Origin of the sequence: Frateuria aurantia DSM 6220, from assembly GCF_000242255.2 — a bacterium.
Classification (GTDB): domain Bacteria; phylum Pseudomonadota; class Gammaproteobacteria; order Xanthomonadales; family Rhodanobacteraceae; genus Frateuria; species Frateuria aurantia.
On record NC_017033.1, the window covers coordinates 1,945,108 to 1,964,670 of the forward strand.

General features: G+C 58.7%; 17 protein-coding genes and 1 pseudogene. 11 read left to right on the forward strand and 7 right to left on the reverse strand.

The window, feature by feature from the left end; genetic code table 11:
* The first annotated feature begins 4 nt into the window (after positions 1 to 4).
* Complete coding sequence (locus FRAAU_RS09030) at positions 5 to 1,408, forward strand: coniferyl aldehyde dehydrogenase (protein ID WP_014403235.1); 1,404 nt, start codon at positions 5 to 7, stop codon at positions 1,406 to 1,408.
* Positions 1,409 to 1,708: 300 nt separating this feature from the next.
* Here the strand turns inward: FRAAU_RS09030 and FRAAU_RS09040 are convergent, their stop codons facing one another.
* The gene (locus FRAAU_RS09040) at positions 1,709 to 2,614 is read right to left on the reverse strand and encodes an aldo/keto reductase (RefSeq protein WP_245546348.1); all 906 of its coding nucleotides are present in this window, start codon (positions 2,612 to 2,614) and stop codon (positions 1,709 to 1,711) included.
* A gap of 606 nt (positions 2,615 to 3,220) precedes the next feature.
* On the opposite strand from FRAAU_RS09040, the gene FRAAU_RS09045 reads away from it, so the two are divergent.
* The 4 genes from FRAAU_RS09045 to FRAAU_RS18015 all read left to right on the forward strand — a co-directional run bounded on the left by FRAAU_RS09045 (position 3,221) and on the right by FRAAU_RS18015 (position 6,219).
* Positions 3,221 to 3,922 carry a hypothetical protein gene (locus FRAAU_RS09045; protein WP_014403237.1) on the forward strand — a complete coding sequence of 234 codons (702 nt, stop codon included), beginning with the start codon at positions 3,221 to 3,223 and terminating at the stop codon, positions 3,920 to 3,922.
* 311 nt (positions 3,923 to 4,233) lie between these two features.
* On the forward strand, positions 4,234 to 5,550 hold the full coding sequence (locus tag FRAAU_RS09050) for a tyrosine-type recombinase/integrase (RefSeq protein WP_014403238.1): 1,317 nt from the start codon (positions 4,234 to 4,236) through the stop codon (positions 5,548 to 5,550).
* Between the two features lie 252 nt (positions 5,551 to 5,802).
* The gene (locus FRAAU_RS17400; RefSeq protein ID WP_169314755.1) at positions 5,803 to 5,973 is read left to right on the forward strand and encodes a helix-turn-helix domain-containing protein; all 171 of its coding nucleotides are present in this window, start codon (positions 5,803 to 5,805) and stop codon (positions 5,971 to 5,973) included.
* A gap of 9 nt (positions 5,974 to 5,982) precedes the next feature.
* Positions 5,983 to 6,219, forward strand: a complete 237-nt coding sequence (locus FRAAU_RS18015; RefSeq protein ID WP_425598089.1) for a DUF3653 domain-containing protein — start codon at positions 5,983 to 5,985, stop codon at positions 6,217 to 6,219.
* A gap of 306 nt (positions 6,220 to 6,525) precedes the next feature.
* On the opposite strand, the gene FRAAU_RS16955 is transcribed toward FRAAU_RS18015, so the two are convergent.
* Both FRAAU_RS16955 and FRAAU_RS09065 read right to left on the reverse strand, forming a co-directional pair.
* Positions 6,526 to 7,980 (reverse strand): retropepsin-like aspartic protease, encoded by a 1,455-nt coding sequence (locus FRAAU_RS16955; protein ID WP_169314756.1) that lies wholly within the window; start codon positions 7,978 to 7,980, stop codon positions 6,526 to 6,528.
* 355 nt (positions 7,981 to 8,335) lie between these two features.
* Positions 8,336 to 9,536: pseudogene (locus FRAAU_RS09065) on the reverse strand (IS3 family transposase).
* A 314-nt stretch (positions 9,537 to 9,850) separates the two neighbouring features.
* Between FRAAU_RS09065 and FRAAU_RS09075 the strand changes: the two are divergent.
* On the forward strand, positions 9,851 to 10,285 hold the full coding sequence (locus tag FRAAU_RS09075) for a hypothetical protein (RefSeq protein ID WP_014403241.1): 435 nt from the start codon (positions 9,851 to 9,853) through the stop codon (positions 10,283 to 10,285).
* 246 nt (positions 10,286 to 10,531) lie between these two features.
* Here the strand turns inward: FRAAU_RS09075 and FRAAU_RS09080 are convergent, their stop codons facing one another.
* The 4 genes from FRAAU_RS09080 to FRAAU_RS09095 all read right to left on the reverse strand — a co-directional run bounded on the left by FRAAU_RS09080 (position 10,532) and on the right by FRAAU_RS09095 (position 14,620).
* On the reverse strand, positions 10,532 to 11,452 hold the full coding sequence (locus tag FRAAU_RS09080) for a M14 family metallopeptidase (RefSeq protein WP_014403242.1): 921 nt from the start codon (positions 11,450 to 11,452) through the stop codon (positions 10,532 to 10,534).
* Positions 11,453 to 11,744: 292 nt separating this feature from the next.
* Entirely contained in the window at positions 11,745 to 12,887 is a 1,143-nt protein-coding gene (locus tag FRAAU_RS09085) for a hypothetical protein (RefSeq protein ID WP_014403243.1), read from the reverse strand.
* A gap of 405 nt (positions 12,888 to 13,292) precedes the next feature.
* Positions 13,293 to 13,658, reverse strand: a complete 366-nt coding sequence (locus tag FRAAU_RS09090; protein WP_014403244.1) for a hypothetical protein — start codon at positions 13,656 to 13,658, stop codon at positions 13,293 to 13,295.
* A gap of 617 nt (positions 13,659 to 14,275) precedes the next feature.
* The gene (locus FRAAU_RS09095) at positions 14,276 to 14,620 is read right to left on the reverse strand and encodes a carboxymuconolactone decarboxylase family protein (RefSeq protein ID WP_014403245.1); all 345 of its coding nucleotides are present in this window, start codon (positions 14,618 to 14,620) and stop codon (positions 14,276 to 14,278) included.
* 214 nt (positions 14,621 to 14,834) lie between these two features.
* Between FRAAU_RS09095 and FRAAU_RS09100 the strand changes: the two genes are divergently transcribed.
* The 5 genes from FRAAU_RS09100 to FRAAU_RS09120 all read left to right on the forward strand — a co-directional run bounded on the left by FRAAU_RS09100 (position 14,835) and on the right by FRAAU_RS09120 (position 19,528).
* Entirely contained in the window at positions 14,835 to 15,449 is a 615-nt protein-coding gene (locus FRAAU_RS09100) for a TetR/AcrR family transcriptional regulator (RefSeq protein ID WP_014403246.1), read from the forward strand.
* 78 nt (positions 15,450 to 15,527) lie between these two features.
* The gene (locus FRAAU_RS09105; protein WP_014403247.1) at positions 15,528 to 16,685 is read left to right on the forward strand and encodes an iron-containing alcohol dehydrogenase; all 1,158 of its coding nucleotides are present in this window, start codon (positions 15,528 to 15,530) and stop codon (positions 16,683 to 16,685) included.
* Positions 16,686 to 16,713: 28 nt separating this feature from the next.
* The gene (locus FRAAU_RS09110; protein WP_014403248.1) at positions 16,714 to 17,754 is read left to right on the forward strand and encodes an NADP-dependent oxidoreductase; all 1,041 of its coding nucleotides are present in this window, start codon (positions 16,714 to 16,716) and stop codon (positions 17,752 to 17,754) included.
* 30 nt (positions 17,755 to 17,784) lie between these two features.
* Positions 17,785 to 18,462 carry a type 1 glutamine amidotransferase domain-containing protein gene (locus FRAAU_RS09115; RefSeq protein WP_014403249.1) on the forward strand — a complete coding sequence of 226 codons (678 nt, stop codon included), beginning with the start codon at positions 17,785 to 17,787 and terminating at the stop codon, positions 18,460 to 18,462.
* 151 nt (positions 18,463 to 18,613) lie between these two features.
* Positions 18,614 to 19,528 carry a LysR family transcriptional regulator gene (locus tag FRAAU_RS09120; RefSeq protein WP_014403250.1) on the forward strand — a complete coding sequence of 305 codons (915 nt, stop codon included), beginning with the start codon at positions 18,614 to 18,616 and terminating at the stop codon, positions 19,526 to 19,528.
* The last annotated feature ends 35 nt before the right edge of the window (positions 19,529 to 19,563 follow it).

A 19,563-nucleotide genomic window follows, 5' to 3' on the forward strand; every position in this document is an offset into this window, starting at 1 on the left:
AAGCATGATGACCCTGCTGGAAAAGCAGCGTCGCAGCTGGCTGCAGCAGGGCCCGCCGACGCTGTCGCAACGTCGCCAGGCACTCTCGCGTCTGCGTGAGGCTGTACTGCTCCGTCGCCAGGCGCTGGAAGATGCCGTCAGCACCGACTTCGGGTATCGTTCCCGGCATGAAACCGCGTTGCTGGAACTGGTGGGCGTGGTTCAGGCCATCGATTATCTGCGCCGCCACCTGCCGGCATTCATGCGACCGCAACGCCGGCAGGTGGCGCTGACCTATCGCAGCGGCCATGCCTGGGTCGAGTACCAGCCCAAAGGTGTGGTCGGCATCATGGTGCCCTGGAATTATCCCGTCTCGCTGGCACTGATTCCATTGGCCACGGCCGTGGCGGCAGGTAACCGGGTCATGCTCAAGCCCTCGGAATTCACGCCACAGACCAATATCGTGCTGCAAAGCTTGCTGGCCGATTGTTTTGAAGAAACCGAGGTGGCCGTCGTGACCGGAGACGCTGATACGGGAGCCGCATTCAGCGCCTTGCCGTTCGATCATCTGCTGTTTACCGGCAGCACAGCCGTCGGACATCAGGTCATGCGTGCCGCCGCCGGGCATCTGGTGCCACTAACCCTGGAACTGGGCGGCAAGAGCCCGGTAGTGGTTGCCCGCGGGCATGTGAATGCCCGGACACTGGACAGTATCGTGTTCGGCAAGCTGTCCAACAGCGGCCAGACCTGCGTGGCTCCCGATTACGCCTTGGTCCATCAGGATGACATGGCCGCATTTGTCCGCCAGTACGACGCCAGTGTCCGCTCGGCATATCCGGAAGGTCCGGCCGGAAAGGACTGCGCCAGCATCATCAGTGAAAAGCATCATCAGCGTCTGCAGGGGCTGCTGGCAGATGCACGTCGGCACGGTGCACAAATCATTGAAAGCGGACTGCATCCGGAGCGGGCAGGGCAGCGCGAGCGCTGCATGGCTCCGACCCTGGTCATCGGTGCCGATGACGGGATGGCGATCATGCAGCAAGAAATCTTCGGGCCGATTCTGCTGGTACATCCCTATCGGACCATGGCCGAAGTGATCGCCCATATCAATGCCAGACCACGGCCCTTGGCCTTGTACTATTTCGGTACGCAGGATGAGGCGTGCAGACAGCTTCTGAGCCGGACCACCTCAGGAAATGTCGGCATCAACCATACCTTGCTGCATGTCGCCCAGCACGACTTGCCCTTCGGCGGCATCGGCCCCAGCGGCATGGGGGCCTGTCACGGCATCGAAGGCTTTCGATCCATGAGCCATGCCAAGGGCATCTTCAAACAAGGGCGCTGGAATCTGCCGGCCTTTCTGCGGCCACCCTATGGACGGCTGGCTGATACCGTGCTGCGCTACCTGTTGCCTCGTCGTCGTCCCTGACATGCTGCTGACGTACTGATCTCCGTCTCCTGCTTCAACGGGGAAGTCAGACACCCGTCCGCTTTGCCAGCCCATACGCAGAACAGCAGTGGCCAGGCCTGTCAGCCATTCATGCTGACAGACATTTCGTTGCCGGCTTCAAGCTTCTCGGCGGCACCGGGCTGGCTCGATGCCATTGTGCAGGACATCTGCAACAGGCTGAGATGCCGGCAGTCTGACGAGCTCACTCAGGTTGGCGACGATGGAACCTTGAGATTCGAGCTGAGTCGGATCATCTCTATCCAGTCGAGGTGCTTCGGATCATAGCTTGCGCATGCCCAACCACTTCACCATGGCCGGGTCGCGGTGATCGAAGAAACTGCTGGCTTTCGTGTCCAGCGTATGAATCTTTGCGACATCAGCAGCATCCAGTTCGAAATCGAATACATCGAAGTTTTCGGCCATGCGATCTTTGCGCACGGATTTCGGAATGGCCACGATGTCGCGCTGAATCAGCCACCGAAGTACGACCTGGGCGATGCTTTTGCCGTACTTGTCACCGATGGACTGCAAGACTTCATTGCTGAACAAGCCGTTCTTTCCTTCGGCAAACGGTCCCCAGGCTTCAGGCTGCACTTTGCAGTCACGGAGCAAGTGCCGCGCCTCCTCCTGCTGATGGAAGGGATGCACTTCGATCTGGTTGACGGCCGGCGTGATTTCATTGTGCAGGACGAAATCAAGCAAACGATCCGGATAGAAGTTGCTTACGCCGATCGAGCGGATCCTGCCGGCCTTGTATAGCTCCTGCATGGCGCGCCACGCGCCATAAACGTCACCGTAAGGCTGGTGAATCAGCCAGAGGTCCAGATAATCGACCTGCAGCTTGTTGAGCGAGCGCTCGAAGGCCGCCATGGCGCCTTCATAACTAGCGTCCTGAAGCCAGAGCTTGGTCGTGAGAAACAGTTCGCCGCGTTCAATGCCGTGATGGCGGATAGCGGCTCCCACAGCTTCCTCGTTGCCATAGGAGGTGGCCGTGTCGAGCAGGCGGTAACCGACATCGATGGCCTCGTGAACAGCCCGCTCGCATTCAGCCGGTTCCGGCAATTGAAACACGCCGAAACCAAGAATCGGCATCTTGATTCCGTTGTTCAGTGTCACGGCTGGGATATGGTGGGTCATAATCATCCTCTCAATAGATGGTGTATAGGGAACCTCGAAAAAACTCATCAGGCACCGCCACCTGCATCATTGAATCAATGGGTTGCATGAAGCCGGATGCGAGAATTCAGGGTTAATAGAGGTTTCCTATAGGCCGCCGATTTATGTCCATAGCCAAAAGGCATGCCACTCCGACATGATGCGAGGTGATGCCCGGCAGGCGTTGCGTCGGCATGCACCGTACTGCGGCAGCCAAGTCACTATAGCCAGCTCGACCGATACGCATTAGGGGGCATAAATCGATAGTGTCTATGAAACTGCACGATGAATAGGCCTCTGCCCAGCAACTGGGAGCATGGATGCCGCAGATTTGAGCTCACCTCGACCTGCGGCTGAACGAGCTACCAATAACGGGACGTCTGGTAAAGACATGGCATGGCAAGGCTGAGATGGCTGGCGCCATCATCTCGCCGTCGAGTCAAAATCCCAGCCGGCCAATACCTGGCGGCATGCCGGATTGACTATCTGGCACGAGGGTGATCATTATCTTCGTGGCAGATTGCATTGTCGTCCACTTCGGCCATTCCGACAGCAGCCGGTATCATCACAACAGACCCAAGGCGAAGCATCGCCATACGGAGAGCACTTCGCTGTTGATTTCATGGAGCAGGGCCTTTGCCGTTACGTATTGCCACCGTTCTTTTTCTGATCTACCAACTGATTATGGTGATCAAGGTATGGCAGGCCAGGCATGCTGCAAATCCTGAAGCGGCACTGATTCAAGCTCAGACTGAGCCAGGTGCCAAAGGCAGATGGTTGCATGCGGTGCAAGGCTGGGAACGCAGGTTCTGGATTTATGCGCTTTTGACCCGCAAACCCGACACGAACTCTTTTGCCGGCAGCACCCATTTCGGAACGGGGGAGCAGGGCGGCAATGCCAGCTGTTGGCGTGCCTGGGCCTTCATCAACCTGATTCCCATGCCGATCATCCATTTGATACTGCATCATCGGCATCCTGCGGTAGCTGATATCACCACAGCGGCATCCTTGATGGGGTCACTTTGGCTGTGGGCAGAATACCGTGCCGCCAGTATCCGGCCTGTTTCCGTGGATGATCAGCATCTGTATCTCAGATATGGATTGTTGACAGACCGCTGCATTGACAGGGAGCAGATCGTCGATGTGAAGCCTGCCGATTTCCGTGACTTGCATGGTCAGATCAGCCGATACGCTGGACTGGGTGCACCTAATGTACTGATCACCTTGCTCGACGGAGAGGTGATGGCCGTCGGCGTGGACCATCCCGGTCAGCTGATCGCGAATCTACGAGCAGGATCCCGAACAAGCCGGGTGGGGTGCAGACCTGTCGCTGACTGACAGCAAGAGCGGCTTGCCAAGGACAAGACAGGCCCGAAGTCCTTGTCAGATCTGCGCATTGCAGAGGGGCTGCAATCGGCGGCTAGATGATCGCAAGACGAGGCATTGCGACGAATCCAACACAGCAGAATCCATCCTTTCATCCAATTTATCATCATCTGACAATGGCAGTTATCAGATTGGTATATTTATGGTAAAATACCATAAAAACAGTCCCCTGCCGTCAACATGTCGTTATCGTGCCCGCCCTGCCGTCCAGAGGTCGCGGAACAGGAGCAGGGGAGTGACATGCTCTTCCATACCGAGTCCCGATGAACGACAGCAGCAATCCCCCGAAACGACCTCGCGGCCGGCCGCGCAAGCTCGTGGAGCCCAAGGCGCCGCGTTACCCGGCATTGGCATTTTCAGAGGAGCGGCGCCTGCTTGATCAATTGCGCAAGCAATCTGCCGCCAGTCATCCAGGCCACGACGCTACGGTGACGGTCAGCGATCTGGCCACGTTGGCCGAACAACCGAAGCCGGGCGTGCCTGCCAGTATTGCGATGCCGACAGGCCGGCGGCTGCGCTTCGAGCTTGATGACAGTCAGCGAGCCGTTGCCGCCGGATATGTCGCCGAGCGTGCAGAGCTGGGCATCACCGGGCTGGCGCCCAACAGCCGCCGAGGACTGGCTTCGGACTGGCTGAACTGGCTGGCGTTCTGCATGCATACCGGCGCTACAGTATTGCCGACTGAATTCATTGATCTTAAAAGATTTATAGACATGCTTGTCGCCGGCGAGCGCAAGAAAGCCACCATCGAGCATCATGTCTGGGCCATTACCGAAGTCAACCGTCGCTATGGCTGCCCCGATCCGATGGCCTCGGAACTTGCCCGGGATTATTGGCGGGACCTGCTGCGAGACCGCCTTCATGGCGAGCAGAAACAGGCGACCGGCCTCGGCCTTGATCAGGTCGAGCAGATGGTCGCCATGCTGCGTGATCCGGATCTGGATCTTCCGGCCCGCCATGCCAAGCCGGAAGACCAGGCTGCAGTGGTCGAGGCACAACGCCGACGCGCCTTGCGTGATGCCGCCTTGATCAACGCGGCCTATGATCTGGCCATGCGATCGGCCGAATTGGTCGCCATACGCTGGGACCGTATCTTCCGCGATCCGGACGGCAGCGGTGCCTACCGGGTGGGGAAGTCCAAGACTGACCAGCTTGGCCAAGGACAGCTGCGCTATCTGCGGCCCGAAACCATGGCCGACCTGGAAGCGTGGCAAGCCGTGGCCGGTCCTTCACCATTCGCATTTCATCGTGTGCTCGAGCATAACGCTGATCATCAACCCATCCAGTCCAGCGATGCCACCGAACGTCTGATCTGGCCAACCTTGACCACACGGGAAATCGGCGTGATCTACAAGCGCGCCGCGCGACTGATCGGTATCGAATCACCGACATTCAGCGGTCACTCGACACGCGTGGGTGCAACTCAGGATCTGATCGAAAGTGGTGGCACCACGGAGGAAGCCCAGCAAATGGGCGGCTGGCGTGATGGCCGGATGGTGGCCAGGTACGCGGAACGGCCACTGGCCAAACGCGCCGGACAAGGACGGTTCGGCAAGCTGGCCAAGCACCGGAACAGCTGACAGCTGTTCCGGTCATCAAGCTGACTCATATGCGTTACATAACAACAAATACGATCATGGCTACAAAGCAAAGTCATAACTGTCAGCGGCTGCGGTCCATCGAATCCAGAACAAGGTTCATGGTGTCGCGTTCACAGGCCCCATTAGACCAGACTTCATATTTTACATAATATACATTATGCGAAGTGGGATGTGAGGCCAGTAAGCCAGCTCCGCGCCGTCGTCGCCGCCGCGGGATCCAGACCCGCATGGATGTTGGATGCGTCCGGCTTCAAGGGTCTGCTGCACAGTTGCTTTCTGAGTCCGCAGCGTTGCGCCGACTATCTCGGCGTCACCCTGTGCACCGTCCAGCACTGGATATCTGGCACGCGTCGTGTGCCGTGGTCTGTGCTTCGCCTGCTGCGGCTGCATCGTTGTGGCTAGCTGGGCGCACTGCTTGATCGCTGGAAAGGCAGGTACATCCGCGAAGATGCGATCTATGCGCCAGCTGGCAAGCCGTTTCGGTTCGAGCTACTGGATCTGTTCTTCTTGACCATCGAGCGCGCCAGGTTCTGGCAGCTCGATTATGACCGCCCAGGCTCGGTCCAGGCCGATGCTGTGACGCGCCCCAAAACAAAGATGAGGCCTCGGGTTGCCATAGCGCTTCACAAATCATCAATGCCTACCTGATCAAAAGTGTTACCGCCTGAGGGTAAATGTGACGTAACGGATATTGACTGGCGACAGGGCTACTGCAATGCCGTCAAACCACCCTGCCCAATTACTCTCTGCTCGGGGGTCTTCTCGGGCGGTGTAGATGCATTGCAAACACCATCACCATTGTTGGCAATGATCCTGCAAATACTCCTAGAAACAGGAAATGCGTACCCTGCTCCGTCAGGCAGTTACGGTGGTCCGGATGGCATCCGTCTCAAGGTCTTCGAACGGGCTAAGCCGTGAGGCTGGCGATTGGATGCTCAAGTTGGGGCAGTGCACTCAGTACCTGGAGGGCTTTAAATACACCACCTGATCGGAATCATCGAATGTAGTTACCAGATGCTTTAGTACACCGCTTCCTATAAAGCCTGCCACACCCTCCATGCCATTCATCCCCTTGGTGTCAGTACCAAGCGTAAATTCAGGAAGCTGCGCATGAATCGGACCCAATTCGAATGGTTGATTATGCGCGACAAGGTCCTGGATGACTCCATCGTAGCCATGGATCTTGCCCTTCCCTTGCTCAGCATGAAACAGTCGATATAGATTATGCTCTCGAGAAAATGGCGCAAGCAGATCCATCAAATCATTGAATCCAGTGTCAAGCACGAACCAACCACCAATACCACCTACCGATGCCCAAACGGCTGGCAGCTGATGAACATCATGCAGAGGCAGGCGAATAGCCGTGGGGTCCGGATGAAAGGCCGCCGAGCGGATCAGAATGACTTTCCTTGCTGCATAATCAATGCTGGCCACATAACCGTTGAACAGCTCCAATCCACCGATCGCGCCGTCTGCATCCAGCATGGGCTGAACAGCAAAGGTCTGATTGTCAAAACTCAATTGATGGCCTAGAGAAATGTGCTTGACTGTTGTAAATGCTTGAGCAACATGTCCGGAGCCTAGGCCCATCCCGGTCGCTTGCCCCTGGCTGGCAAGTCCTAACTCCTTGGTCACCCGTTCCGATAGCACGTTGGTCCCACCGCTATCCAGCATGAAGCGAAAGTGCTGACCCTGTATGGTGACTGGCAGATAGATATATCCATGTTCAAATTCAAATGGCAAGCTGACTTGGTCAGCGCCGGCAGGCAAGGATAGTGCCGTATGCAGAACAGGAGTATCAAAATTTTTCTGAGTCACACTGGTATTCAGATGAACCTGTATGACTTGGGACAGCTGCCTGGCCTGCTGCCCACTCGGAATACTCAATGTACGGAAAGGGAGTTGTATGCCCTGTACGTCACGATAATCATCCCATTGAGTGGTGATCTTGTCTTTGTCCTCAGTAGTAACCAGTTGAGCGATAAGGTGGGACTTGGCATCAATCCACAAGTCTAGAGCCACCCCTCCTTTGGGTATAATATGTATTATATCAAATGTCTTGCCCTGTCTGCTGACTCGTCCGGCGGCAACAATCTTGGCTGGCCAACGCTTTGGATACCACCATGCACTGAAATTCTGGTAAAGCTGAGTTACTTCGGAAGGTGTCGGTGGTTTATGCACTACAAGGTGATTGCCATTACTGCTATGCCAATAGCTTTGGCCATCGTAACCCATAGCCTGTTGAAACGGCCCAACATGAGCACTGCCTGCCATGCGCTTGGCGCAGAGATCGGTCAAGTATTCCATCGTGCCCGCTAATTGGGCGACGTGAACATCTTCTTGCACCTTTATCCTGCAGATTTTGTCCCACGCCCATCCTCCCATCGCAACTTTGCTTTGGGCAAGCATAGCCTCAGCTATCGCCCCCGCCCCTTGATGATCAGCTGATGTCGGGATTGTCTCCACGCATGATGCGGTGCATGTGAGGCCTCCAACGAACAAGCCAAGCCATGGCACCAACTTTCTGACAATATTCATCTCACCCCCGGGTCAAAATAATCTGAAACCCACATAAAATCGTGCCTGCAAGATTATCCACTCCTCCTGTGAACCACATTACCCTCATGATGATGCCTTGTTTTCGAAGTGGTTCCGGAGCTATCGAGGAAGCTTGAGAATAAATCCCGCAATCATCGTTTGCAATCGAAGATCCCGAGACAGATTGAAAAAATGAAAACGTAGGTTATTGCATCTTAAGTTGGACTTACCCTGCTCTTAGACACTCCGCACCCTCACAAAAAGCCTGTTCAAAGGCCTCGGGACTGACGCCGCGGATGTGGCTATGACAACGGGTTCCATTGCAGAAGACCTCGATGTAGTCGAAGATATCGGCACGGGCGAGATCGCGGGTTTTATAAACGGGCTTGCGGATACGTTCCTTCTTCAAGCTGCTGAAGAAGGACCCACGATGGCATTGTCCCAGCAATTGCCACGTCGGCTCATACTGGGCTGCAGGTTGTGTTCTCGGCAGAAGCGCCGCCAGTCATCGCTGCCAAACTGTGTCCCCTGGTCGGAATGAACGAGAACGCGTTGCTGAGGATTGCGTCGGAGCACGGCCATGAACAAGGCGTCCAGAACGATCTCGCGCGCCAGCGTCGGCTTCATTGACCACCCCACGATCTTGCGGGCATAGAGATCCACTACGACCGCCAGATAAAGCCAGCCCTGCCACGTCCGGATATAGGTAATATCCGTCACCCATACTTGATCCGGCCGCTCGACGGTAAAGGCCCGATTGAGATGATTGGGCGCAATGATCGAGGGCCGGCCTGCGATGTGGCGTGGTGCTTTGTATCACCGTAACGCCTTGATCTTGTGCGCACGCATGATCTGGGCCACACGATGCCTTCAGACATGGGTTTTGTGCAACCACGCATAAAAGCCGCTGCGCGAAGCGCCTGGCACGCGACACATCGTGGCCACGCGGTAGGTGTCCCTATGCTCGTTGATAAACCGGTACTTCACTCGGGCTGCTGAGCAAAGTACCTGGCGGTGGGTCCAATTGGTCGTTGCAACACCTGAATATTCGGCTTAACCGTCGAGAGGTGACCAATGGCCACACTGGGAAGACCGGGCTTAACCAACGCGCAAAAGGCTGAACTATGGGATCGCTGGCAGAAAGGTGAGTTTCAAAGCGAATTTGGGCGAGTGGTGGGGAAGTTTCCCGCATCAATCTTCGGCATCCTGCGATTACATGGCGGCATCCGGCCGGCCATACCAAAGCGTGCGCCGCTGACGTTGACACGCTGCTCCGAATCATCCGGTTTTGCAGCCTTGATCCACTTGTAAAGGCTGTGGGCCGACACGCCGAGCCGCTCGGATACTTCGGCCACTGAATAGCCGCGCTCGATGACTTGCCGAACGGCCTCGTCTTTAAATTCCGGGGTAAATCTCTGGTTGCTCATGGCACTTCCTCCTATGCTCAAATCATAGGGCCGAAGTGTCTATGAGAGCCGGGCAAGTCCAATCATAGGGCCGAAATGTCTATGAGAGTCGGGCAAGTCCAGCATTGAATGCAGGAGTATGCGGTGTCAGCTGTCATATGCCGTATGGGCATTGCGCATGTTGCTTTGCAATCATCATATGCAGTGAGATATCGTCCTCTGAACCCGGCATCATCGCCCTTTTAGGATGCACTGTAGTACCCAGGACGAATTTCGCTTCGACATCGCAATTCGTTCGTGCCAGGGCTCAGGGACAATCATAAGGAGATGTATTCATGATCATGTGGCATCCCGCGAAAGCTTCGCGATCGTCGGCACGTATCGCTCCCCGGATCGTATTGGCCGTCGCCTGCCTCTGGATGTGCCTGGTCGCACAGGTCGCCATGGGAGCTGAGATGACATCTCAGTCGCTGTTGGGTCGTTGGGCCATGCGCGGGATACCCGTCGAGGCAGGTGACGCGATGATAACGGTGATTCAAAAGACCGATGGCGACCAGCTCAAGGTCATCCCGCCTCGCGATCTTGCGAATGCCACCGGGGGCGCCGTGGTGGTGGCAAAGACCGGGGACGGGAAGTATGCCTCGCTACCCTCGCAGGATGCCCAGGTAACACTCACCTTCCAATCACCACATGCGGCACACCTCGAGATATTGCGCGATCATCGAGGCGAGAAAGCGAATTACTCCATCGATCTCGTGCATCTGAATTAGTCAACGAGGGCGCCCATGGTGCCCTCGTTGTTTATTGCTCCGCAGCTGGCAGTTTTGAGGGGGTTCTACCCCATTATCGGCCCATGATAAGAACAACTTACGGACACAACCGCCTGTTGCGCCCACATTTGCCCTGCTCCATCAAGCAGCTGCGCGATCCGGATGGCATCGCAAACTGTTTTTTCCTGCAAACTACATCGTCATAATCCGCACGTCCGTGTGCGGGACAATCTTTGATGTACAGACTTATGCTTGGGCCAGCGCGTGATTGATGGCCGCGCAAATCGCGGCGACCTGGGCATCGTTGCATTGCTGCGGCGTGGCTTTGGGGCTATCCGGATAGACTTCGGTGGTGGTCACGAATCGGGCATGGGTAATGCCTGCGCACAGGCCCAGCTGCTTGACGGGATATTCGATAACACCGGGTGCTACCACCGGGCTGCCGATGATCATGCCGTCCGCATCGGCCGGTGCGATATGGGTCACGGCCTGCACGGCGGCGATGATCGCCTGCTGGAAGTCGCGCTGCGGATGCTCGCTGTCATCGACCAGGTAAAACCCGTCGGGAATACCACCTGGCGGCAAGGGCTTGCCATCACGCGCGGCCAGCGCCGGCCGGAATTCGGAATCGTCGGTATCGGTGGTTTCGTGCAGATCGATATGCATCAGGCAGTCGCCGCGCAACGGTTCGGTCAACGCCCACAAGGCTGCCGATTCAGCGGCCGGGCTGTCTTCGCGGAATGAACGGTTCGGATCGATGGCATCGGGATTCCAGCGCTGGATGTGTTCATAGCCCCAGGGGCTGACGCAAGGCACCACCAGCAGATTCGCGCGATCGGCAAAGCCCCCTGCCCGTGTTTTCAGAAACTGCAGCGCACCATGAACGCCACTGGTTTCATATCCATGGACGCCGCCCGTCACAAGCACGGTTGGCAGCGCCTGATTCCAGGACTTGCTTCGCACAGCATAAAGAGGATAGATATCATGGCCATAGGTGTGTCGGCCATATTCGCTCACCTCGAAATCGGTCCGCAAGTCGTCGATTTCGCGTACCACCTCATCGTGATAGCTGCGCTTGCGCGTCTGGGTCGCCAACCACCGTGCCTTTTCTTCGCTCCCCCACGGCTGTCCGGGCGTGCCGATGGGAAAAAATGCCTCGTTGCTCATGCTGCGGTCGATCTCGTCATGGAACTGCCCGAATTGTAACGAACATAGCGTATCGAGTATTCAGTGAATCAGGCGCCCTCCCCCTTCGGCACATCGTTGTTTGTCGTTTTCTGATCATCATGAAGACCGCCTTGCAGTCGCATCACCAGGCCGGTAACTCAGGCGGCCGCGCGTCAAGGGATCTGGCTGCCATGCAGAGGGATACCGTCTCGGTCGACGTCAAACCCTGAGTGCCTGAGCCTCGCTCCACTCCCGCAGTGCGGGCGTGCCGTCCACTCGTGATCCGGCTCGTTCAGCTCTTGCGTGGCCGCCCTCGCCGGTCGGGGTCGATACGCTTCAGGCTGACTTCTCCATTTTCCTGCAGCGGCCCGATTTCATAACGCTGTACGTCACGCAGTCGACGCAGCCGAGGAGAACTGTCTGGGTCCAGATCGACCAATGGTCGACGACACGTGGTGCAGATCAGTTCGAAATCAGCCGGCGCTGAGCAGATCTTTCTGCATCCCGGGCACTGCTTGCGGTGACGGGAACTGGGCCCCTTCACCGACGAACTGACATCAAGATGATGGACTACCCGGTTGTAGCGCTCTTCCGGCACGCCCTGCTGACTGAAGGCCTTGCCCGCCTGACGACGCACCACGTTCAAGGCCTCGCGACGGCTGCCCTGAGCACGTTGACGGGCCGGCATCAACTCGGTGTCATCTGGGCTCCAGTACTGCGGTGCCGCCTCCTTCAGTCCGAGATCGGCTGGCATGGGCAAATGGCCCGGATCAGGCAAGGCCGCAATCCGGCGGCCGATCCAGCTGAAAGCAAAGCCGGTGGCCAGCAGCTTGCCGCAGGCCTGGTCAAAGGCCCCGCCAATAATGATGGCATGCCCTATTCTTCTGCCGGTCTGTCGTTGACCGGGAATACCTTCGGCGCAGGGCAGCAATCCGATACGGATCATCTGGTCCGCCAGCAGGCGATCATGATAGCCGTCATCGACATAACTTCGCATGGCCGGCTCATCGTCCAGATCAAGCACAGCCTCCTCGTCCGGCCCAGCCTCATCGTCATCTTTCTCCAGTTCATCCAGCCAATGACGAGGCGGATCGCGGTGAGCATCGAGCGCCTGCAGGCGGACTTCCTCGTCCTTGATCCGCCCCCGCCAAGCTCGGGCCATCTGGTGAACCATGGTCGACAACGTCGCCTGCAAGGGTCGCAGCACGATCATGTTCGGATTCAGGGATATCTCGTCGACCTGCAAGGCCTCACCCTCCGGAGCCGGTGCATACAAGAGATTTTTTCTCGCGTAATGACCGTTGCGTCCGCGACAAGGACTGTAGGAAATCATGCAACGGGGAACGGCTCCGTCGAACAACTCCCGATTGAAGAAATCGAAAGCCTCGACCAGTTCGTCCTTGATCTGCTCGTAGGGAATCGTGGGTGTACTCACTGCTATTCTCCGTTACAAAACAGAACTATTTTAAAACAATACATTGCATTATATTTATCTGATCTTCCAGCCAGGAAAATTGACCGGCGGATGCGCAAGAAGGCGGCCCGGTCATACACAAGACCTGGCTCGCCATGACATGGCTTGGATCTGCCTTGGGCAGACCAGGTGCTGCATGGTGCCGACCACGAAGCCACTCAGTCTGGCCTGTCCCTGGCAGTGGAAGAAATCGCGCCAGGCTGACAGGATATGCCCGATAGCTTGCCGGGGCAGGCGGATACGCCTGAACAGCCCGCCCGTCACCTGAATCGCTGGTCCAGGTTGCCCCTCGCTCCGGCCAGTCTGGGGGACCCTCATCGCGCGATCACTCTCGCGAGTATCGCGCCGGCCTTACGGCGACCTCGATCAGTCCGGTGACGAGCTCCGCAGCAAGGCAAGTTCAGCTTCCAGTTCAGCCAACCGGAACTGCAACTGATCCCGCTCGGACTGCAAGCTCAAGGCCCGGCTGCGCCAGTAGCCCGTTTCCAGCCCCACATTGACCAATTGTTCGGTCAACCGTTCCGAATGAGCTTTTTCGATACCGAGGCCGCTGTCCCGCCCGGCCATCAAGGCATGCCGGGCGGCGAGCTCACGCGCCTCCTCTGCGCGGCGCTCCCGCCAGCGACGCTGACGCTCGGCGTTGGACAAGGCATCCGGCTTGCGAGGACGGCCGCGACCTCGGCGTGGCTTGAGCTCCATGCCGACAGTACCGGGGTCGTTTTCATCAATCATTGGGCGCACCTGCAAGGTTGGCCTGACATTTTACGTTACATAGCATAAAACAGTCACTGACGTTATGTAACAGATATCATCCACGCAGGCCGTCTACACTGCCTGTCCTGCATCCAGAACATCCTGATCATTCACCCGATCCACCGTGATGACGGCACTCCGGCAGGCAAACGACGACCGGTCGCGGCCGAGTCCACAAGCGACCCTGCAGCATCTCCATGCTTCAGACAGACCGCCTGCCTTGCCATTGAATGCACCACCTGAGCCGAAACCCACGCCCCCTCCTTGGCCGATCGAGCGACATGAGCTGACCCGCATCGCATCGCCGGACAGAGACCGATGCGGCGGATTCCGAAGTGAGCTCCAACAAGCTGATCAGTCGTCTGCTCCAGACATCACTACACCGGCATCATGACGCGTCCAGCGGCGAATAGGCGGACGGCTGTGAGTGCTGCGCCGGCCAGAAACCGCCCGAAACGGCCTCATTAGACCGCCCGGCCTTGCCATTTCCCGTATCGCAAGACCGGCGGCCTGCCTCAGTGCATTCTGTCCGGCAGAGGCTGCCTTCCGCACCGATACCAAGGGCCGGACCAGGATTCGATGGCCCGGCCTTTCGCTTACTTGGCCGCTTCGTGGGCCTTGACCGCATCCAGGGCTCGCGCCGAGTAGACCAGAGCCGCACCGGCATTCAAGGCAACGGCAACGCCGAGCGCTTCGGCGATCTCTGCCTCGCTGGCTCCATGCTTCACGGCTTCACCCGCATGCACGGTGATACAGCCATCACAGCGTGTGGTGACAGCCACGGCAAGGGCGATCAACTCACGGGTCTTGGCATCGAGATGCCCGGTCTTGGTGCCCGCTCCTGACAGGGCCTGGTAGCCGGCGACGGTGCCGGGGCTGAGTTGACCGATGTCGCCGATGCGACCCAGCAATTCATTGCGGTATTGCAGCCAATCCAACATGCGATCCTTCCTTTGCTTGGGTGAAGTGATGAAGGGAAACCGTTCCGGCACAACCTGCCGATGGCGCCAGCTTGGGAGCATGGGACGGTCTTGGCAAGCCCAGACCGTCCGGCTCGCCATGTATTCCGATCTCATGTCGAGGAACGCCCTGGATGGTATCGGCGGTTAACATCATCTCTAGACGACCGGTCTAATCGGCTGCTAGACTCAAGTCATGGCCAAGAGCTCCCTCCATTCCGATGTACGCACGCACATCCTGCAGACCGCCCAACCCATCATCAGCGGCAAGGGTTATTCGGCCGTTGGCCTGAACGAGATCCTGCAGGCATCCGGTGTGCCCAAGGGTTCGTTCTACCACTACTTCGGCTCCAAAGATGCTTTTGGCCAGGCATTGCTCGAACACTATTTCGAGCATTACCAGCTTGATCTTGACGCGCTGCTGCAGCCCCCCGCCATGCCTGCAGGCCATCGTCTGATGCAGTACTGGACGCGCTGGCTGGAACTTGAAGTCAACGGTGATTGCAAAGGCCGATGCCTGGCGGTGAAACTGGCCGCCGAGGTCAGCGACCTTTCGGAAGCGATGCGCGCCGTTCTGCAGCGGGGAACCCAGCAGATCATTGCCAGGCTCGCCGGCTGTATCAGTGAAGGTCTTGAAGATCATTCACTGCCACCGTTGCGGCTGGGCCATCCAGAGTTGACGGCGACTACGCTCTACCAGCTGTGGCTGGGCGCGAGTCTGCGATCCAAGATTACCAGGAATCGCGAGCCGGCCGACGCAGCCATGACTGCCACCCGACGGTTACTCGGACTGGAGCCATGCCCCCGATGAACCAGCCAGGGCGATTTGTTCGCCCTTTTCTTGCACTTGGCTTATAGACGACCGGTCTAATTCAAACAGGAGATGTTTATGCTCAATTTCAATTTCTACAATCCGACCCGGATCGTGTTCGGCAGCGACACCATCAAGCAGCTGGATCAACTGGTCCCTGCCCAGGCCCGCGTATTGATCTTGTTCGGAGGCGAAAGTGCCCGCAAGAACGGCACTCTGGACGAAGTCCGTCAGGCCCTGGGCAATCGCGACGTCCGGGAATTCGGCGGCATCGAGCCCAACCCCAGTTATGAAACCCTGATGCGTGCGGTTGAGGAGGTCCGGACCGAAAAGGTGGACTTTCTGCTGGCGGTCGGTGGCGGTTCGGTCATCGACGGCACCAAGTTCGTCGCCGCTGCCATCGACTATCCCAACGATCCCTGGGAAATTCTGCAAAGCTTCGGCCAGCATATTGAAAAGGCCATGCCCTTCGGCAGCGTGCTGACCTTGCCGGCCACCGGTTCGGAAATGAACAAGGCCTCGGTCATCACTCGCAAGGCTACTCAGGAGAAACTGCCATTCATGAGTGAGAAAGTGTTTCCGGAGTTTTCGATTCTGGATCCGACCAAGACCTATACCCTGCCCCCGCGCCAGGTCGCCAATGGCGTCGTCGATGCCTATGTGCATATCATGGAGCAGTACCTGACCTACCCAGCCGATGGCATGGTTCAGGACCGCTTTGCCGAAGGCCTGCTGCAGACACTGATCGAAATCGGTCCCCGGGTGCTGGCCGAGCCCCATGACTACGAGCTGCGTGCCAATCTGATGTGGGCGGCGACCCTTGCCCTGAACGGGCTGATCGGTGCCGGCGTACCGCAGGACTGGTCGACCCACATGATAGGGCATGAACTGACGGCCGCTTTCGACATCGACCACGCACGCACCCTGGCCGTGGTACTGCCGTCGAATCTGCAGCTGCGCCGCGAGGCCAAGCAAGGCAAACTGCTGCAGTATGCCGAACGGGTCTGGGGTATCACGGAAGGCAGTGACGCGGAGAAGATCGATGCTGCGATCGTGCGCACCCGCCAGTTCTTCGAAAGCCTGGACATCCCCACCCGCCTGTCCGATTACAAGGTCACTGCCGGGGATATTGACGGCATCATCAGCCAGTTGCAGCAGCACGGCATGACGGCCCTGGGCGAACGCCAGGATGTGAACCTGACGCTGAGCCGGCAGATTCTGGAAGCCAGCCTGTAATCACTGCGATCCACGCGAGGAAACCTTCATGAATACCGGCACCGCGCTCCATGGCGTCAACCGTCGTATCGTCTTGCAGGCACGCCCGACCGGGACGCCTGTTCCAGCGGACTTTTTGCTGCAGGAGGTCCCCATCCCGCGTCCAGCCGAAGGGCAGCTTCTGCTGAAAAACCTGTATCTGTCGCTGGATCCGTATATGCGCGGGCGCATGAACGAGGGACCCTCCTATGCACCAGCGGTAGAACTGGGTGCCGTGATGGTCGGCGGCACGGTCAGCGAAGTGATCGAATCGCGTCATCCCCGGTTCAAGCCCGGTGACCGCGTCGTGACCCAGGGGGGATGGCAGACCCATACGCTCTCGGACGGCACCGGGCTGGGCCTGCTGCCTGCCGATATGACGCACATCTCGCTGGCCCTCAGCCTGCTAGGCATGCCCGGCTTTACCGCCTGGTATGGACTGTTGCGCATTGGTGAACCCCGCCCCGGCGATACCGTGGTGGTAGCGTCGGCCACGGGCACGGTCGGCGCCGTGGTCGGCCAGCTGGCCAAGCGCAAGGGATCGCGCGCCATCGGCATTGCCGGCGGTGCCGAAAAGTGCCGAATCGCCGTCGAGGAACTGGGTTTCGATGCCTGCATCGATCACCGCAGCCCCGATTTTGCCGGGCAGCTGGCCGCCGCCACGCCCGAAGGCATCGATGTCTATTTCGAGAATGTCGGCGGTGCCGTGTTTGATGCCGTGCTGCCCCGGCTCAATATCGGCGCACGCGTACCCTTGTGCGGACTGATCGCCCAATACAACAGCAAGGGCCTGTACCCCGGACCGGATCGTCTGCCGAGAGTGATGGGGCAGCTGCTGGCGCGTCGGATCAAGATCCAAGGATTCATCATCAGCGACCACTATGCCGACGACTACGCCAACTTTATGCGCGAGATGAGCCCCGAAGTGGCGCATGGGCATATCCGTGTCCGTGAGAACGTGCTGCAAGGCCTGAGCCAGGCGCCGCAAGGCCTGATCGATCTGCTGGACAGCCGCTTCACTGGCAAGGTCGTGGTCCAGCTGACCGACTGAGCCAGCCTCTCCATCAAAGGAAACCCGTTCATGAAAATTCTCGTCGTACTGACCTCCCACGATCAACTGGGTGACACCGGTGAAAAGACCGGTTTCTGGCTGGAAGAACTGGCTGCGCCCTACTACCGCTTTGTCGATGCCGGTGCCGAGCTGACCCTGGTCTCGCCCAAGGGTGGACAACCGCCACTGGACCCCAAGAGCAATCTGCCGGACTTCCAGACCGACGCTACCCGCCGCTTCGAGGCTGACCCGCTGGCAGCCCGGGCGCTGGCGCATACCGGCCGCCTGGCCGAGGTCGATATTGCTCGCTTCGACGCCGTGTTCTACCCGGGCGGTCACGGTCCGCTGTGGGATCTGGCCGAGGATGCCGATTCCATTCGGTTGATCGAGCATGCTCTGCAGGCCGGCAAGCCGGTGGCGGCCGTCTGCCATGCACCCGGCGTATTGCGTCATGTGAAACAGGCAGATGGGCGAGCACTGGTGGCCGGCAGGCAGGTCACCGGCTTCAGCAACAGCGAGGAAGAGGCAGTCGGCCTGACCGGCATCGTGCCCTTTCTGGTCGAGGACATGCTCAAGGCGCAAGGTGGCGACTACAGCAAGGGCCCCGACTGGCAGGCTTATGTAGTGGTCGACGGGCTGTTGGTCACCGGCCAGAATCCGGGCTCTTCCGAGGCCACCGCCGAAGCGCTGCTCGATCAGCTGGTCTGATCCGTGCCGCCCTGAAGCATGGGCGACTCCATCTTGATGACCGGCATTTGGCAGCCCCCGGGTTTGACAGCGTTTCGCTTGACATGCGAAAACCCGGCAGCTGTCGCGCCAGACGCGCCCCATTTCACGCATCAAGAGGCCAGGAGCCGCCGTGAACCGCTTCAACAGCATGGAAGTACTGGTCGCCGTGATCGAAACGGGGTCTTTTTCTGCGGCGGCCCGCCGGCTGGACCTGGGTCAGCCGGCGGTATCGAAGATCGTCGCTCAGCTGGAAGCCCACCTGGGTATCCGCCTGTTTCTGCGAACCACACGGGGGCTGGCCCCCACCGAGGCCGCTGACGCTTATTACATCCATGCCTTGGAAGCCTTGGCCGCCAGCGAGTCAGCCGAACAGGCCGCACGGGATCTGGGTGGCGGACTGGCCGGTCGGCTGCGTATCAGTGCACCGACCACGTTCTCCAGGCTGCATGTCGTCCCCGCACTGGGACCGTTTCTGCACCGGTATCCATTGCTGGAGATCGACGTGGCGCTCGATGACCGCCCCATCGACCTGCTGCAGGAAGGCATCGATGTCGCGCTGAGGATAGGACCACAGGCCGACTCGTCGATGACGGCGAGGCATCTGCTGAAGGGATCCCGTCAGGTGCTCGCCACACCCGGCTATTTTGCCCGCCACGGGATTCCGCAGCACCCTGATGAGCTGGCCGCCCACAACTGTATGGTCTATGCGCAGGGCAGCGGTGCCGGCAAAACCGTATTCATGCGCAATGGGCAGACTCTGGAAATAGACCTGCAAGGGCGTCTGCGTACCAACGCGGCCGAAGGCGTGCGCGCCGCCGTGCTGGCCGAACTGGGCCTGGCTGTGGTTTCCACCTGGATGTTCGCCCCCGAGCTGGCGAGCGGCCAGGTGGTCCGGGCTCTGGACTCATGGAGCCTGCCGGCCGTGGACTTGTGGGCCGTATTCCCGGCTGGCCGTTTGCCCAGCCTCAAGGCCCGCCGTTTCATCGACTATCTGGGTGAGCAGCTGCAGGACAACCCGGTACTGAAACACCAGCCACCGCTCTGAAGCCGGCATTCATCGGGCCTCGGTCCGGGAGGGCC

Excerpts from the sequence above, each read along its gene's own strand:
- FRAAU_RS09075 (WP_014403241.1), top strand. The coding sequence starts at position 9,851 with ATGATCATGTGGCATCCCGCGAAAGCTTCGCGATCGTCGGCACGTATC.
- FRAAU_RS17400 (WP_169314755.1), top strand. The coding sequence starts at position 5,803 with ATGTTGGATGCGTCCGGCTTCAAGGGTCTGCTGCACAGTTGCTTTCTG.
- FRAAU_RS09105 (WP_014403247.1), top strand. The coding sequence starts at position 15,528 with ATGCTCAATTTCAATTTCTACAATCCGACCCGGATCGTGTTCGGCAGC.
- FRAAU_RS09050 (WP_014403238.1), top strand. The coding sequence starts at position 4,234 with ATGAACGACAGCAGCAATCCCCCGAAACGACCTCGCGGCCGGCCGCGC.
- FRAAU_RS09110 (WP_014403248.1), top strand. The coding sequence starts at position 16,714 with ATGAATACCGGCACCGCGCTCCATGGCGTCAACCGTCGTATCGTCTTG.
- FRAAU_RS09030 (WP_014403235.1), top strand. The coding sequence starts at position 5 with ATGATGACCCTGCTGGAAAAGCAGCGTCGCAGCTGGCTGCAGCAGGGC.
- FRAAU_RS09100 (WP_014403246.1), top strand. The coding sequence starts at position 14,835 with ATGGCCAAGAGCTCCCTCCATTCCGATGTACGCACGCACATCCTGCAG.
- FRAAU_RS09090 (WP_014403244.1), bottom strand. The coding sequence starts at position 13,658 with ATGATTGATGAAAACGACCCCGGTACTGTCGGCATGGAGCTCAAGCCA.
- FRAAU_RS09115 (WP_014403249.1), top strand. The coding sequence starts at position 17,785 with ATGAAAATTCTCGTCGTACTGACCTCCCACGATCAACTGGGTGACACC.
- FRAAU_RS09095 (WP_014403245.1), bottom strand. The coding sequence starts at position 14,620 with ATGTTGGATTGGCTGCAATACCGCAATGAATTGCTGGGTCGCATCGGC.
- FRAAU_RS09040 (WP_245546348.1), bottom strand. The coding sequence starts at position 2,614 with ATGAGTTTTTTCGAGGTTCCCTATACACCATCTATTGAGAGGATGATT.
- FRAAU_RS16955 (WP_169314756.1), bottom strand. The coding sequence starts at position 7,980 with ATGCTTGCCCAAAGCAAAGTTGCGATGGGAGGATGGGCGTGGGACAAA.
- FRAAU_RS09080 (WP_014403242.1), bottom strand. The coding sequence starts at position 11,452 with ATGAGCAACGAGGCATTTTTTCCCATCGGCACGCCCGGACAGCCGTGG.